Origin of the sequence: Pontivivens nitratireducens (assembly GCF_011290545.1) — a bacterium.
Taxonomy (GTDB): domain Bacteria; phylum Pseudomonadota; class Alphaproteobacteria; order Rhodobacterales; family Rhodobacteraceae; genus Pontivivens; species Pontivivens nitratireducens.
The window spans coordinates 1,579,945-1,593,636 of sequence record NZ_CP049811.1 but is presented as its reverse complement, the minus strand read 5'-3'; the positions used below and the strand labels follow the sequence as shown (position 1 = coordinate 1,593,636).

At 64.2% G+C, this 13,692-nt stretch carries 16 protein-coding genes and 1 tRNA gene; 9 read left to right on the top strand and 8 right to left on the bottom strand.

What is annotated here, in order from left to right; translation table 11 throughout:
• Positions 1-15 precede the first annotated feature (15 nt).
• From plsX to G8E03_RS07765, 6 genes are all read left to right on the top strand, one after another.
• A complete protein-coding gene (gene plsX, locus G8E03_RS07790; protein WP_166190390.1) occupies positions 16-1,059 on the top strand; it encodes a phosphate acyltransferase PlsX in 1,044 nt (347 codons plus the stop codon).
• A gap of 2 nt (positions 1,060-1,061) precedes the next feature.
• A complete protein-coding gene (locus G8E03_RS07785) occupies positions 1,062-2,030 on the top strand; it encodes a beta-ketoacyl-ACP synthase III (protein ID WP_185803056.1) in 969 nt (322 codons plus the stop codon).
• A 101-nt stretch (positions 2,031-2,131) separates the two neighbouring features.
• Positions 2,132-2,434, top strand: a complete 303-nt coding sequence (gene ihfA / locus G8E03_RS07780; RefSeq protein ID WP_166190386.1) for an integration host factor subunit alpha — start codon at positions 2,132-2,134, stop codon at positions 2,432-2,434.
• A 16-nt stretch (positions 2,435-2,450) separates the two neighbouring features.
• On the top strand, positions 2,451-2,945 hold the full coding sequence (locus G8E03_RS07775; protein WP_166190384.1) for a MerR family transcriptional regulator: 495 nt from the start codon (positions 2,451-2,453) through the stop codon (positions 2,943-2,945).
• A 53-nt stretch (positions 2,946-2,998) separates the two neighbouring features.
• A tRNA-Pro gene (locus G8E03_RS07770) sits at positions 2,999-3,075 on the top strand.
• A 92-nt stretch (positions 3,076-3,167) separates the two neighbouring features.
• Positions 3,168-4,256, top strand: a complete 1,089-nt coding sequence (locus tag G8E03_RS07765; protein ID WP_166193988.1) for a 2'-deoxycytidine 5'-triphosphate deaminase — start codon at positions 3,168-3,170, stop codon at positions 4,254-4,256.
• A gap of 79 nt (positions 4,257-4,335) precedes the next feature.
• Here G8E03_RS07765 and G8E03_RS07760 read toward each other — a convergent pair whose 3' ends face one another.
• The 7 genes from G8E03_RS07760 to G8E03_RS07730 form a co-directional block, all read right to left on the bottom strand.
• Positions 4,336-4,572, bottom strand: a complete 237-nt coding sequence (locus G8E03_RS07760) for a hypothetical protein (protein WP_205793035.1) — start codon at positions 4,570-4,572, stop codon at positions 4,336-4,338.
• Positions 4,573-4,599: 27 nt separating this feature from the next.
• Positions 4,600-5,220 (bottom strand): SMC-Scp complex subunit ScpB, encoded by a 621-nt coding sequence (gene scpB, locus G8E03_RS07755; RefSeq protein ID WP_166190382.1) that lies wholly within the window; start codon positions 5,218-5,220, stop codon positions 4,600-4,602.
• On the bottom strand, positions 5,217-5,990 hold the full coding sequence (locus tag G8E03_RS07750) for a segregation and condensation protein A (protein ID WP_166190379.1): 774 nt from the start codon (positions 5,988-5,990) through the stop codon (positions 5,217-5,219). Before G8E03_RS07750 ends, scpB begins: the two co-directional genes overlap by 4 nt.
• Complete coding sequence (locus G8E03_RS07745; RefSeq protein ID WP_166190376.1) at positions 5,983-6,984, bottom strand: glycoside hydrolase family 3 protein; 1,002 nt, start codon at positions 6,982-6,984, stop codon at positions 5,983-5,985. The genes G8E03_RS07750 and G8E03_RS07745 overlap by 8 nt, the downstream gene beginning before the upstream one ends.
• Positions 6,981-7,736: an SPOR domain-containing protein gene (locus G8E03_RS07740; protein ID WP_166190375.1), complete on the bottom strand. Its 756-nt coding sequence runs from the start codon at positions 7,734-7,736 to the stop codon at positions 6,981-6,983. The genes G8E03_RS07745 and G8E03_RS07740 overlap by 4 nt, the downstream gene beginning before the upstream one ends.
• Positions 7,737-7,831: 95 nt before the next feature.
• Positions 7,832-9,565, bottom strand: a complete 1,734-nt coding sequence (argS, locus tag G8E03_RS07735) for an arginine--tRNA ligase (RefSeq protein WP_166190374.1) — start codon at positions 9,563-9,565, stop codon at positions 7,832-7,834.
• Between the two features lie 60 nt (positions 9,566-9,625).
• Complete coding sequence (locus G8E03_RS07730) at positions 9,626-10,792, bottom strand: deoxyguanosinetriphosphate triphosphohydrolase (protein ID WP_166190373.1); 1,167 nt, start codon at positions 10,790-10,792, stop codon at positions 9,626-9,628.
• An 84-nt stretch (positions 10,793-10,876) separates the two neighbouring features.
• Here G8E03_RS07730 and erpA point away from each other — a divergent pair, with 84 nt between their 5' ends.
• The 3 genes from erpA to xth all read left to right on the top strand — a co-directional run bounded on the left by erpA (position 10,877) and on the right by xth (position 12,430).
• Positions 10,877-11,206: an iron-sulfur cluster insertion protein ErpA gene (gene erpA, locus G8E03_RS07725; RefSeq protein WP_166193985.1), complete on the top strand. Its 330-nt coding sequence runs from the start codon at positions 10,877-10,879 to the stop codon at positions 11,204-11,206.
• A gap of 9 nt (positions 11,207-11,215) precedes the next feature.
• On the top strand, positions 11,216-11,596 hold the full coding sequence (locus G8E03_RS07720) for a SpoIIAA family protein (protein ID WP_166190372.1): 381 nt from the start codon (positions 11,216-11,218) through the stop codon (positions 11,594-11,596).
• 63 nt (positions 11,597-11,659) lie between these two features.
• A complete protein-coding gene (gene xth, locus G8E03_RS07715) occupies positions 11,660-12,430 on the top strand; it encodes an exodeoxyribonuclease III (RefSeq protein WP_166190371.1) in 771 nt (256 codons plus the stop codon).
• A gap of 65 nt (positions 12,431-12,495) precedes the next feature.
• Here the strand turns inward: xth and G8E03_RS07710 are convergent, their stop codons facing one another.
• Positions 12,496-13,647 carry an FAD-dependent oxidoreductase gene (locus G8E03_RS07710; RefSeq protein ID WP_166190370.1) on the bottom strand — a complete coding sequence of 384 codons (1,152 nt, stop codon included), beginning with the start codon at positions 13,645-13,647 and terminating at the stop codon, positions 12,496-12,498.
• Positions 13,648-13,692: the final 45 nt, after the last annotated feature.

Here is a 13,692-nt window from a genome sequence, read left to right as displayed (position 1 = left end):
AGGCAGACCAGAACTATGGCCCGCGATATCGTAATCTCGATTGATGCCATGGGCGGCGACAGCGGCCCGGCAGCCATTGTTGGTGGGATGGTAATCTCCGCCAGCAAGAATGATGAAATCCGCTATATCGTCCATGGTGACGAGGCGGAGCTTCGCCCCCTCATCGAAAAACAGCAGGCCCTCGACGGTATTGTCGAGATCAGACACTGTGATGATGTCATCTCCATGACGGAGAAACCCTCCCGCGCCATGCGCTCGGGCAAGGACAGTTCCATGTGGGGTACGCTCCAGACGGTGGAAAAGGGCGATGCGACCGTCGCTGTGTCCTGTGGCAATACCGGCGCGCTGATGGCGATTTCCATGCTGCGGTTGCGGCGTGCACCTGGCGTGGACCGCCCCGCAATCGCGGTCCTGTGGCCGTCGCGCGGCAAGACGGGTCATACCGTCGTGCTGGACGTGGGTGCCGACATCCGGGCGGAGGCACGCGATCTGGTCCAATACGCAATCATGGGGACGGAATATGCCCGCCTCGATCTCAACCTCGACCAGCCGCGCGTCGGGCTTTTGAATGTCGGGACGGAGGAGCACAAGGGCCGTGCGGCCTTGCATGAGGCCGCGACCCTGCTCGAATCCCTTGCCGCCGAACCGGACAGTGGTATGCGCTTCGTCGGTTTTGCCGAAGGCAGCGACATCGGCACGGGTGAGGTGGATGTCATCGTGACCGACGGTTTTACCGGCAACGTGGCTCTGAAAACGGCCGAGGGCACGGCAACCCTGATTCACAGCTTCCTGCGTGAGGCGATGGGGCATTCAGTCTTCAGCCGCATCGGTGCCCTGTTCGCCCTGACCTCGCTGCGCCGACTGCAAAAACGCCTGGACCCGCGCCGCCGGAATGGCGGGGTGTTCCTCGGCCTAAACGGCGCCGTGGTAAAATCCCACGGCGGCGCGGACGCGACGGGCGTCTCTGCGGCGATCAAGCTGGCTTTCCGGCTGGCCCAGAACGGCTTCACCCAAAAGGTCGCGGAGCGAGTGGCGAAGGCAGCGGAGCCCAACGAATGACAATATTACGTGCGGTTCCCGTCGGTTGCGGCCACTATCTGCCAGAACGTGTCGTTTCGAACGCGGAGTTCGAGGCGACCTTGGACACCACGGATGAGTGGATTCGCGCCCGCACAGGCATCGAGCGCCGCCACTTCGCCGCCGATGATCAGAAAACCTCCGATCTCGCGATCGAGGCCGCACGGGCCGCGTTGAACGATGCCGGGCTGCAGGGGTCCGACATCGACGCCATCGTCCTGGCCACAGCGACGCCCGACCAGACATTCCCCTCTACCGCCACGCGCGTCCAGCATGCCATCGGCGCTGGCGGATTCGCCTTCGACATGCAGGCGGTTTGCGCGGGCTTCATCTATGCGCTCGCCAATGCGGACGCGATGATCAAGGCCGGGCAGGCCAAACGGATCATGGTGATCGGGGCGGAAACCTTCTCCCGCATTCTCGACTGGACCGACCGGGGAACTTGCGTCCTGTTCGGGGACGGCGCGGGAGCCGTGATTCTCGAAGCGCGTGAGGGTGACGGAACCAGCGCGGATGCCGGCATCCTCAGCACCGACCTGCACTCCGACGGAAAGTACAACCACCTGCTCTATGTCGATGGCGGCGTCTCATCCACCGGGACGATAGGCGTGTTGCGGATGCAGGGACCCGAGGTCTTCAAGCACGCGGTCGGCAAACTCTCGGCAGCTGGCAACACAGCGATGGAAAAGGCCGGCGTATCGCCCGACGACGTATCCTACGTGGTGCCGCATCAGGCCAATCTGCGCATCATCTCGGCTGTCGCAAACAAGATGTCGTTGCCTATCGATCGGATCGTGGTGACGGTCCAGGATCACGGAAACACGTCGGCCGCCTCGATACCTATGGCCATGTCCGTCGCGCGCGCGGATGGCCGAATCAAGTCTGGCGACCTGATTTTGATGGAGGCGATCGGCGGCGGCCTGGCATGGGGTGCCGCGCTGATGCGCTGGTAAAGCGCCGCTTTCGCATCGTCTTGCAAACCCCTGATATTGACTCTCTTTCGTGAATCCCAATACGCTTTCCGGAACGTTTCGCGGATTACGAAGGATTCCCCATGGGCGAGAAGACATTGACACGTATGGACCTCAGCGAGGCTGTCTATCGTGAGGTCGGGTTGAGCCGCAATGAATCCGCTCAACTGGTTGAGGACGTGCTCAAACACATGTCTGACGCACTGGTCAGCGGCCAGCAGGTCAAGATTTCGTCCTTCGGCACCTTTTCCGTCCGGGACAAGACCGCCCGCATCGGCAGGAACCCCAAGACCGGTGAGGAGGTCCCGATCGACCCGCGCCGCGTGCTGACCTTCCGCCCCTCTCACCTCATGAAGGACAGGGTGGACGCAGGCAACAAGGCCTGAGGTCGCCGCAGGGCATATGGAAAAATCATCGCAGGCCTTCAGGACGATCTCCGAAGTGTCGGAGACGGTCGCCGTCCCCGCGCATGTCCTGCGATTCTGGGAAAGCAAGTTCACCCAGATCAAACCCGTCAAGCGGGGCGGCGGACGTCGCTACTACCGCCCCGAGGACGTCCAGCTCCTCATCGCGATTCGCGAGCTGCTCTATACGCAGGGCATGACCATTCGCGGCGTTCAGAAAATGCTGCGCGAACAAGGAGTGAAATCCCTGTCAAAACGCTACGGAACCCCCGACGCCAGCCCTGATGCCGATGACGTGGTGGAGGAACCCGATCTGTGGAACGACGTGCCGGTCGAGGGGCTGGCCGAACAGGAGGATGACATGCCCGCCACGCCGACTGAATCAAAACCGTCCGATCCCGCCCGCGCCGCCGCGATGCGCTCGATCCTGACCCGTCTGGAAAACCTTCGACAGCGGATGGACACTCATCCTGCCCCCAATACCGAAGAATGATAGAAAACGCGCTTGAAGCCGCCCGCCGTTTGAGGCAATACCTCGCCCACGGTCGGGCTATAGCGCAGCCTGGTAGCGCGTCCGTCTGGGGGACGGAAGGTCGCAGGTTCGAGTCCTGCTAGCCCGACCAATTGATTTTTTGAACGCCGGTGCCCCCAGCCCCGGCGTTTCGCTTGCGAGGCTACCCGTATGACCCGGCCCGTGACGACCGACGCCAGCCCGATGAACGCCACCCCGATCAACGATGCCGTGGGTGTGCTGCCTTCGCAGGCGATATCCCGGCTGATCGCGGCAAATGCGATCACCGCGACCCAACCGATCCCGATGGAGCAGATTCAGCCCGCCAGCCTCGATCTGCGGCTGGGAACAGTGGCGCACCGGGTGCGCGCCTCGTTCCTGCCGGGAACCGCCACCGTGACCGAGCGTCTGGCCGATTTCGCCATGCACGACATAGCGCTGGAAAACGGCGCTGTGCTGGAAAAGGGCTGCGTCTATCTGGTGCCCCTGATGGAGAGCCTCGCCCTGCCCCCGGAAATCGACGCGGTGGCCAATGCCAAAAGCTCCACCGGCCGTCTGGACCTGTTCACCCGCCTGATCACCGATCAGGGGGAGGAGTTCGACCGGATCGACGCCGGGTATACCGGGCCGTTATGGGCGGAGATCAGCCCCCGCTCATTCTCCGTGCTGGTACGGCCCGGCCTGCGTCTGAACCAGATCAGGTTTCGCCAGGGCCAGGCCATGCTCGACGACGATGCCCTGAGGGTTCTGCACGCCTCCACACGGCTGGTCGATGGACCAGCCCATATCGACGGCGGGCTTGGCTTCTCCGTCGATCTCAGCCTTGAGGGGCCGGTGGGCTATCGGGCGAAGCCTCACACAGCTCTGATCGACCTCGATCGCCTGAATCACTACCCGGTCGATGCGTTCTGGGAGGAGGTGCACGCCACGGACGGCCATATCATCCTGGACCCCGGCGCGTTCTACATCCTCGTCAGCCGTGAGGCGGTGCACGTGCCGCCGGAATATGCCGCCGAAATGGCGCCCTACCTCGCCATGGTTGGGGAATTCCGCGTGCACTACGCGGGCTTCTTCGACCCAGGATTCGGCAATACCGATGCCGGCGGCGCAGGTTCACGCGGGGTATTGGAGGTTCGGTGCCACGAGGCCCCGTTCGCTCTGGAACACGGGCAGATCGTCGGGCGTCTGGTCTATGAGAAGATGCAGCAGCGGCCCGAGAAACTCTACGGTGCCGACATGAATTCAAACTATCAGGGTCAGGGTCTGAAGCTGGCGAAGCACTTCAAACTCTAGATTTTACTTTCTCGAAATATCCCCGTCGGAGACGCAGCCCTCAGCACGCGGCTTCGGCTGCTAATCTGACGGGTCCCGTTCAACGATTGCGCAATTCGGCCTCTCGCCGCGCGATCTCTTCCTCGCGCTGGCGCAGGGCATCCTCACGATCCATCTGGGCGAGGGCATCCTCACGCTCCTGCAAGGCCCGCTCCCGATCCGCCAATGGGTCGGGGCGTTGCCGGGTGCGCGACAGCAGTTGATCGGATTTCTTGAAGGCGGAGTTCACGCCCCGGCGCATCACCTGACGCATCACCATGTTGATAATCGAATTCATGTTCATTGCCGAACCTCTTCCATAAACCTACTCGAACATATCGTCCTGATCGTGGTCGTCGTCCACCTCCCGCTCCACCGAAGTGCCGGGTGGCGGGCGATTGTCGAGCAACCCCGCCGCGCGCAATTCCTTCAGATCGGGCAGATCACGGGCCGTTTCAAGGCCGAAATGCGCTAGAAATCCCGGCGTTGTGGTAAACGTGACGGGCCGGCCCGGCGTCTGTCGGCGGCGTCCCAGCCGGATCCAATCCAGTTCCATCAGCAAATCCACCGTCCCGCGTGAGACGGAGACGCCGCGAATTTCCTCGATCTCGGCGCGCGTTACCGGCTGGTGATAGGCCACGATTGCCAATGTCTCGATGGCAGCGCGGCTCAGCTTTCGCGTCTCGACCACTTCCTTCTGCATCAGGAACGACAGGTCCGCAGCGGTGCGGAACGCCCAGTTGTCGCCCGATCGCAGCAGATGCACGCCACGCCCCGCATATCGTTTCTGCAACAGCGCCAGCGCCTGCGCTACGTCGCATCCATGTGGCAACCGGGCGGCCAGCGCGCGCGTGTCGAGCGGTTCGGAGGACGCGAACAGGATCGCCTCCACCATGCGCTCCTGCTCCGCCATCGGCGGTGCCTCGAAGAGAGTTTCGGTGCTCATGCCCGCGCCCTCAACTCGATCCGGCCGAAGGTTTCGGCCTGCCGCATATCCACGGTTCCCGCCTTCACCATCTCCAGCGACGCGGCGAAGGTCGATGCCAGGGCCGAGCGGCGTTTCTTCGGGTCCAACCGCCATGCCTCGGGCAGGTACTCCTCCAGATCGGACCAGTCCAGAACCGCGCCGATCAGTCCTTTCATCCGCTCCAGCGCCTGTTCCATCGTGTAGATCGCGTCGCGCTGATAGTGCAGCGGCTGAAAATCCTCACGTGTTTTCACACCGGCATAGGCGCGCAGCAGTTCCACGAGGCTGGCATCATAGACGATGCGCCGCTTCATGGTGACATCCTCCGTCTGCCCGCGCGCCAGAAAATCGCGGCCCAGCCGGTCGCGCGCCATCAGCTTTGCCGCCGCGTTTCGCATCGCCTCCAGCCGCTCCAGCTGATAGGCCAGATGCGCGGCCAGCTCCTCACCACTCGGGCCGTCCTCGGTCGGGTCCGGCGGCAGCAGCAAGCGCGATTTGAGAAAGGCAAGCCAGGCCGCCATCACCAGATAATCCGCCGCCAGTTCGATCCGCAATTCCTTGGCGAGGTCCACGAAGCAGAGATACTGATCCGCAAGCTCCACCATCGAGATGCGCCGCAGGTCCACCTTTTGTGTCCTGCTCAACGTCAGCAGCACATCCAGCGGCCCCTCGTACCCGCCCACATCCACGACCAATGCCTCGGCTGCCAACCGTTCGTTGCGGTCGCGGATCAGCAGGTCGTCAGGCATCGCGCGCCTCCGCTTCCAGCGCGGCCAGGGCGATAGAAGCCGCCTGCGCGTCGAATGGTTCGGGAGGGCGACGTTCCGCCAAGGCAGCCTCAGCCCGCGCGGCGGCGGGGCCGCTCAAAACGGGGACGGCGGCTGCGATCTCCACCATTTCCGCCGGGTCGCCATTGCAATGCAGGATCATGTCGCACCCTGCGTCCAGCGATCCGCGCACCCGGTTTTCGAACGAGCCGCCCAGCGCGTGCATCGACAGATCGTCGGTCATCAGCAAGCCGCCGAAGCCTAGAACATCGCGGATATAGCGCACCACCACCGGGCTGAGGGTGGCGCAGGCCTGCGCGTCCAGCGCGGTGTAGACGACATGCGCGATCATCGCCATCCTGATGTCGGACAGGGCCGCGAAGGGCGCGAAATCCCGTTGCAGTTCATCCAGATCCGCCTCGACAACGGGCAGGCCGAAATGACTGTCCACGGTGCCGCGCCCATGGCCGGGAATATGCTTGGCGATGGGCAGGACGCCACCCGCAAGGTGCGCCTGCATGACCGCGCGACCGATTTCAGCTATTTCGCCCGGATCACGACTGTAGCAACGGTTCATCAGAAACGGATGCGTTTCGTCCTCCGGCACATCCAGCATCGGGGCGCAATTCACGTCGATCCCCAGATCGTGCAACTCGTATGCGATATGGCGATAGCGCAGGGCCATGGCCTGCGCACGCTTTCCCGCAGGCAGCCGCATGAAATCCAGCGGCGGCATCCGTTCCTCGGCCAGGGGGGGGCGCAATCGCTGCACGCGACCACCCTCCTGATCGATCAGGATCGGCGCATCCGTCCCGACTGCCTGTCGCAAGTCCGCGTTCAGTGCCCTGATCTGATCGGCATCCGTCAGATTGCGATCGAACAGGATAAAGCCCCAAGGCTGAGCCTCACGAATGAAATCCCGCTCCCACGCAGTCAAAACCGGGCCGGATACGCCCATGATGAAAGCTGTGGTCATCGCTTCTGCACCGGAATGCACTGCAACCCGCGGGCCGCGAGCGCGGCACAGGCCGCCCGCGTTTCCGTAGCGGAGCCATAGCCGACCGCGCGCAGGCGAAACAGGGTCCGCCCGCCGGAGGTCGTCTGTTCGATATAGCGTTGCTTGCCTTCCAGCAGATCGGGCTGAGCGTCGATCAGGCCCGCCCATTGCAGCAGCGCGACCTGTTCGCTGTCAAATGCGCCGAGCTGGATCATGTGCGCGCCTTGCGGAATGGCGCTGTCCTCGATTTCGACGGGCTGGGCCGGGGGCGCCTCCGTCACCACGGTGGACAGGTCGTCGGGCCGGGCGCGCGGGTTCAGGCTGGTCACGGGCGACAGGCGCGAACCGGGGGCTGCGGCGACATCCTCGGTCGCGGGCTCCTCCTGCTCCTCGGGCGTGTCGGTCTCGACCTCAGGCTCACCGGGGTCCATGGGCGCGGGGGCGAGGGTGACCTCATCGCGGATCAGCGGGGTGCCACCACCCGCGACCACGTCGTTGACCTCCAACCCCTGATGGGGGGCCTGCGTGCCGCCCGGGTCCTCCGGCTGCACACGCATCGGACCGTTCTGCGCCAGAATCACGGGAACCTGCGTCACGTCCTGCGTGCCGATACGCCATACCCACATGCCGAGCCCGACAACCAGCGCCAGCGAGACGAGCGCCGCGACCCCGCGGCCGATGCGCCCCCATAGTCCGGTCGATTCCGTGCCGTCAGATGCCTGTTTGCGCATACTCGATCCTCTGCCCACACCCTATCTGGTGCGCAGCCCTGCTCCAACCCCAAAACCCAGCGCCGAACGGGGCGCGAATTCTCTGCTTCGTGCGCTCAGCGCATCTCGTTCATCGGGGTAACGCCGAGGATACCAAGTCCAGCGCCGATCACAAGCTGACAGGCCCGGATCAGGGCCAGTCGCGGCGCGGTCGCGGCTGCGTCATCCTGCAGGAAACGCAATTCGGGTGCGTCATTGCCCCGGTTCCACAGCGCGTGGAAATCGGATGCCAGATCATAAAGGTAGAACGCGATCCGGTGCGGCTCATGAGTGCGCGCCGCCGTTTCCAGCAAGCGCGGCCATTCCGCGATCTTTCCGACCAACGCCAGTTCCGCCTCATGCGTCAGGGCGGACAGGTCCGTCTTAGCCAATGTCGCGTCATCCGTCGCGATCTCCGCCTTGCCCATGACGGAATTCACGCGGGCATAGGCGTACTGGACGTAGAATACCGGATTGTCCTTGGACTGTTCCAGGGCCTTGTCGAAATCGAAATCCAGCGGCGCGTCGTTCTTGCGCGTCAGCATCATGAAGCGGGTCACGTCGCGTCCGACCTCATCCACAACATCGCGCAGCAAGACGAAGGTGCCGGCCCGCTTGGACATCTTGAACGGCTCCCCGTTCTTGTAGAGCTTGACCAGTTGGCACAGCTTCACGTCCAGCGGCACCTTGCCATCGGACAGGGCGGAGACTGCGGCCTTCATCCGCTTGACGTAGCCGCCATGATCCGCGCCGAACACGTCGATCAGCTGGTCATAGCCGCGCTCGATCTTGTCGTAGTGATAGGCGATGTCGGGCGCAAAATAGGTCCACGCCCCGTCGGATTTGCGCACCGGACGGTCCACGTCATCGCCATGCGCGGTGGAGCGGAACAGGGTCTGCTCACGCGCCTCCCAATCCTCGGGCAGCTTGCCCTTGGGCGGTTCCAGCGTGCCCTGATAGATCAACCCCTTGTCGTCAAGCGCCTTCAGCGCATCCTCGATCCGGCCTGTGCCGTAGAGCGATTTTTCGCTGAACCAGTGGTCCATCGTGACGCCCAGCGCCGCGAGGTCAGCCTTGATCAGATTGAGCAGTGCATCCGTCGAGTACAGCCGCACGTCCTGCAACCAGACGTCCTCGGGCTGATCCACATAGGCGTCGCCGACGCGGTCCTTCAGTGCCTGCCCCACCGCGATCAGGTAATCGCCGGGATAGGTCCCATCGGGAAAGGCGACCTTCTGCCCGTGCGCCTCCAGATACCGCAGGTAAACCGAGCGGGCCAGCACATCGACCTGCCCGCCACCATCGTTGATGTAATATTCGCGGGTAACGTCGTAACCTGCAAAGTCCAGCAGGCTGGCCAGCGCATCGCCGAACACCGCCCCGCGCGTATGACCGACATGCAGCGGCCCCGTTGGATTGGCGGAGACGAACTCGATGTTCACCTTCTCCCCCCCGCCCATGTCCGAGCGTCCGAAATCGGTGCCTGCCGCGATGACCGAGGGGATGACCCGCTGCCACTGCCCTGCCGCCAGACGCAGGTTTAGGAAGCCCGGTCCCGCCACCTCGACCGAGGCGATGCGGCCGTCTGTTGCCAGCCGTGCCGACAGCCCGTCCGCGATTGCGCGCGGGTTCATCTTCGCCGGTTTCGCCAGGACCATCGCGGCATTGGTCGCCATGTCGCCATGCGAGGGATCGCGCGGCGGCTCGACCGAGACGTTTCGCAAGTCGAGACCTTCCGGCAGCACACCCTCGGCAGCCATGGCCCCAAGCGTTTCCAGCACCAGCGTCTTGATCTCGGCAAACAGGTTCATCGCATCTCTCCTTGTACCTGCGCGGTTTAGCACGGGCATATGGGAGGTCAACGCAAACGGCTATCCCCGCTTCATCTCTCCACGCAGGGCCCGGTGTTCCTCGATGGCGAAGCGGTCCGTCATGCCGGCGATGTAATCCGCCACGATCCGCGCGCGCAAGGTGTCGGATCGCGCCTCCAGTGCCGCCACGGACCAGTCCTGCGGCAACATACCCGGGTCTGCCATGAAATCCTCGAACAACTCACGCACGACCCGCGCTGCCTTGCGCCGCATCCGCCGCACGGTCCAGTGACGATACATGTTGGCGAACAGAAAGGCCCGGATCACCTTCAGATCGGCCCACATCGCGGGTGAAAACCGGATCACCGGCGCGCCCAGCGCGCGAACCTCCGCCGCCGATCCGGGCTGTGCCTCCCTCAGCAAACGCCGGCTTTCCTGCAAGACATCCTCGACCATTACCCCGAACACCCGGCGCAGCGCCTCGTGCCGCCGCCGGTCCGCATCCAGACCGGGCCACAGGCGATCCACCTGCGCAAAGCATCTGCCAATTATGGGCAGCCGAATGATATCCTCGGCAGTGAACAACCCCGCGCGCAATCCGTCATGCAGATCGTGATTGTTATAGGCGATATCGTCGGCCAGCGCCGCGACCTGCGCCTCCGCCCCGGCGTGGCTGTCCAGTTCCAGATCGTGACGCGCATCATATTCGGCCAGCGCGAAGGGCAGCGCGTCCCCGTCCGTCTGAACCGAAACCGGGCCGTTATGCTTCGCGATGCCTTCGAGAGTCTCCCAAGTCAGATTCAGCCCGTCCCATTCGGCGTAGTGCTGTTCCAGATCGGTCACGATCTTCAGCGCCTGCGCATTGTGATCGAAGCCGCCGTAAGGGGCCATCACCTCCGCCAAAGCATCCTCACCGGTATGGCCGAACGGCGGGTGGCCCAGATCGTGAGCCAGCGCCACCGCCTCGGCCAGATCCTCGTTCAGACCCAGGGTGCGAGAGATCGTGCGCGCCACCTGCGCCACCTCGATGGAATGGGTCAGGCGGGTGCGGAAATAATCACCCTCATGTTCCACGAAAACCTGCGTCTTGTGTTTGAGCCGCCGAAACGCCGAGCAGTGGATGATCCGGTCGCGATCCCGTTGAAAGGCGGAGCGGTGGGCGCTGCCGTCCTCGGCGTGCAAACGACCGCGGCTTTCGCGTTCGATGGTGGCATAGGGGGCCAGCATGATCCCTCTCCCTTGCGAGGCGACATATCCGCGCCTATTTCGATAAGGGAATCGCATGAGAGCCGAAGGGACGCAATGATGGACCTGACCTTGCCACCGAAAGTCTCGGACCGCGCCTTTGCGCGTCTGGCCGAGATCAATGAGGCCACGGACGCCCCGCAGGCGCTGCGCGTCGCGGTCGAGGGGGGCGGATGTTCCGGCTTCCAGTACGAGATCAAGTTGGAGGACAAGCCCGCCGATGATGATCTGGTGCTGGAAAAGGACGGCCAGCGCGTTTTCGTGGACAGCGTCTCTCTGCCGTTCCTGACCAATGCGGTGATCGACTACACACAGGAGCTGATCGGCGCACGTTTCGTGATCGAGAACCCGAATGCCACGTCCAGCTGCGGCTGCGGCACGTCTTTCTCGATGTAGGGACCTGTCATGCTGAACGTGGAACTGAAGGCGTCCAACCGCATTGAGATCACGGCCTCCGGTCGGGTCGAGATGCAGGCGATGAAAGCCGCGCTCGACCGGCTGATCACGCTTGCCGAACCGCTGAAACACGTCACCTGCCTGGCGGACATGACCGACGTCACTCTGCCCGACGCGGACGCCATTCGCGCCGAGATCGACCGCCTGCCCAAGGTGGAAGGCCTGCTGGGCAAGATCGACAAGGCGGCCGTCGTCACAAATCAGGCCTGGATCGCCGAGGCGGCAAAAGGTGAGGCTGACCGATTCCCCGCTCTCGACATCCGCATCTATCAGTCGCACGAACATGACCGTGCCCGCGCCTGGCTCAGCGGGACCGACAATCTGGTCTGATCCCCCTTCCCTACCGTCGCCCCGCGTCTTAAAGCTGAACCCCATTCAGCGGAGGGCCGGACCATGATCGTCGCAAGCTTCAACATCAACGGCGTAAAGGCCCGCCTGCCCGCCCTGCTGCAATGGCTGGAGGAGGCAAAACCCGACGTCGTCGTCCTGCAAGAGGTCAAATCGGTGGATGAGGGCTTCCCCCGCGAACCGATCGAGGATCTGGGCTACAACCTCGAAACCCACGGACAAAAGGGCTTCAACGGCGTCGCCATCCTGTCGAAATCCCCGATGGAGGATGTGATGCGCGGCCTGCCCGGAGACGAGGCGGACGAACAGGCCCGCTATATCGAGGCGACGGTGAACGGCCTGCGCATCTGCGGGCTGTACCTGCCCAACGGCAACCCGGCACCGGGGCCGAAATACGATTACAAACTGGCATGGATGGCCCGGCTTGAATCCCGTGCCCGTGACCTGCTCGCCACCGAGGAGCCTTTCCTGATGGCAGGCGATTACAACGTGATCCCGCAGGCCGAGGACGCGGCCCGCCCGGACGCATGGCGCGATGACGCGCTGTTCCTGCCGCAAACGCGCGACGCCTATCGCCGCCTGCTGAACCTCGGCCTGACCGACGCCTTACGCGCCAAGACCCGCGCGGCCCAAACCTACACGTTCTGGGATTATCAGGCCGGCGCACGACAAAGGAACGACGGCATTCGCATCGACCACTTCCTGCTCAGCCCGCAATGCGCCGACCGCCTGCAATCATGCGAGATCGATGCCCATGTGCGCGACCGGGAGAAACCTTCGGATCACGTGCCGATCAAGGTAACGCTGGATTTCTGACTGATGCCTCCGGCGGGGATATTTGGGGAAAGTGAAACCCGGTCCCACAACCCGGTACCGGTAGCTCAGTTCGGGATCGCCGTCCGCGTCACGTCATGCGCATAGAGCCAGTCGAAGCGCCGCGCCGCGAAATCCGGCGCGACCGCGCCCACGCCCCGCATTCCCAGATGCACGAAGGGCCGCCAGGGAAAGCCCACATGGTCGAGCCGCCCCTGCGCGCGCGCCGCCCGTTGTACCCGCGTCGCACGCGGTTTGCGCTCAGCCTCGTAGGCGGATACGGGGGCGCCCGCGGCCAGCGTCTCAGCCAGCACCCATGCATCTTCCAGACCCTGCGTGGCGCCCTGCGCCAGAAACGGCAGCATCGGATGGCAGGCATCGCCGACCAGCACCAGCTTGCCCCGTGACCAGCTCTGCAACGGAGCGTGGTCGAACAATCCCCACAGATAGGTTTCGCGCACCTGCGCCAGCACCGCATCGGCCATGTCGTTCCAGTTGGCGAAGGCTGCGCGCAAATTGTCGGGGTCGTCCTCCTGTGCCCAGCCCTCCCCGGTCCATTCGCGCCGTTTCACCACTGCCACGACGTTGAGCATTCGGCCGCCCCGGATCGGATAGGTCACCAGATGCCGGTCGCGGCCCACGGTCAGGTTTGTCACTGTGCCGGTACCCTCATGCGGGATCAGCGCGCGCCAGGCCGCGTGGCCGGTATAGCGCGGCTCGCTGACCCCGGCTATCTGCGCTCGCAGGCCGGATCGAACCCCGTCTGCGCCGACGATCAAATCGAAGCGTTCCGTTCGCCCGCCGACATGCAGCACGCCATCCGTGGCCTGCGCACCGCCGACATCCACACCCGTTACCAGCTGCACTTTGGCCGCGCGGGCGGCATCGGCCAGAAGCGCAATCAGATCCGCGCGGTGCAGATTGACCGGCACGTGGCCCCAGCGCCGCGCCGCATCCGCACCCATTGCGATCCGCATCAGGGGTGTCGCATCCGCGCTGCGCATCTGCACGGCGGAGGGGCTGACCCCCACCCGCCGCACGGCATCCGCCAGGCCGAAGGCGGTCAGCACGGCCATGCCGTTCGCGCCGATCTGGATGCCGGCACCGACCTCGCCCAGTTCGGGGGCGCGCTCGAATACCGTAACCTGCATGCCTCGACGGGCGCAGGCCACGGCGGTAGCCAGCCCGGCGATACCCGCTCCGACGATTGCGATCTGCATGTCAGCTCCCCTTCCCGCACCGGCCATATCCGGTGCGACCCAAAC

What these genes read in the sequence shown, in the direction of transcription:
- ihfA (WP_166190386.1), top strand. Translation starts at nt 2,132, where the DNA reads ATGGGCGAGAAGACATTGACACGTATGGACCTCAGCGAGGCTGTCTAT.
- G8E03_RS07710 (WP_166190370.1), bottom strand. Translation starts at nt 13,647, where the DNA reads ATGCAGATCGCAATCGTCGGAGCGGGTATCGCCGGGCTGGCTACCGCC.
- scpB (WP_166190382.1), bottom strand. Translation starts at nt 5,220, where the DNA reads ATGAGCACCGAAACTCTCTTCGAGGCACCGCCGATGGCGGAGCAGGAG.
- G8E03_RS07720 (WP_166190372.1), top strand. Translation starts at nt 11,216, where the DNA reads ATGCTGAACGTGGAACTGAAGGCGTCCAACCGCATTGAGATCACGGCC.
- G8E03_RS07760 (WP_205793035.1), bottom strand. Translation starts at nt 4,572, where the DNA reads ATGAATTCGATTATCAACATGGTGATGCGTCAGGTGATGCGCCGGGGC.
- G8E03_RS07750 (WP_166190379.1), bottom strand. Translation starts at nt 5,990, where the DNA reads ATGCCTGACGACCTGCTGATCCGCGACCGCAACGAACGGTTGGCAGCC.
- G8E03_RS07765 (WP_166193988.1), top strand. Translation starts at nt 3,168, where the DNA reads ATGAACGCCACCCCGATCAACGATGCCGTGGGTGTGCTGCCTTCGCAG.
- xth (WP_166190371.1), top strand. Translation starts at nt 11,660, where the DNA reads ATGATCGTCGCAAGCTTCAACATCAACGGCGTAAAGGCCCGCCTGCCC.
- G8E03_RS07740 (WP_166190375.1), bottom strand. Translation starts at nt 7,736, where the DNA reads ATGCGCAAACAGGCATCTGACGGCACGGAATCGACCGGACTATGGGGG.
- argS (WP_166190374.1), bottom strand. Translation starts at nt 9,565, where the DNA reads ATGAACCTGTTTGCCGAGATCAAGACGCTGGTGCTGGAAACGCTTGGG.
- G8E03_RS07775 (WP_166190384.1), top strand. Translation starts at nt 2,451, where the DNA reads ATGGAAAAATCATCGCAGGCCTTCAGGACGATCTCCGAAGTGTCGGAG.
- G8E03_RS07745 (WP_166190376.1), bottom strand. Translation starts at nt 6,984, where the DNA reads ATGACCACAGCTTTCATCATGGGCGTATCCGGCCCGGTTTTGACTGCG.
- plsX (WP_166190390.1), top strand. Translation starts at nt 16, where the DNA reads ATGGCCCGCGATATCGTAATCTCGATTGATGCCATGGGCGGCGACAGC.
- G8E03_RS07730 (WP_166190373.1), bottom strand. Translation starts at nt 10,792, where the DNA reads ATGCTGGCCCCCTATGCCACCATCGAACGCGAAAGCCGCGGTCGTTTG.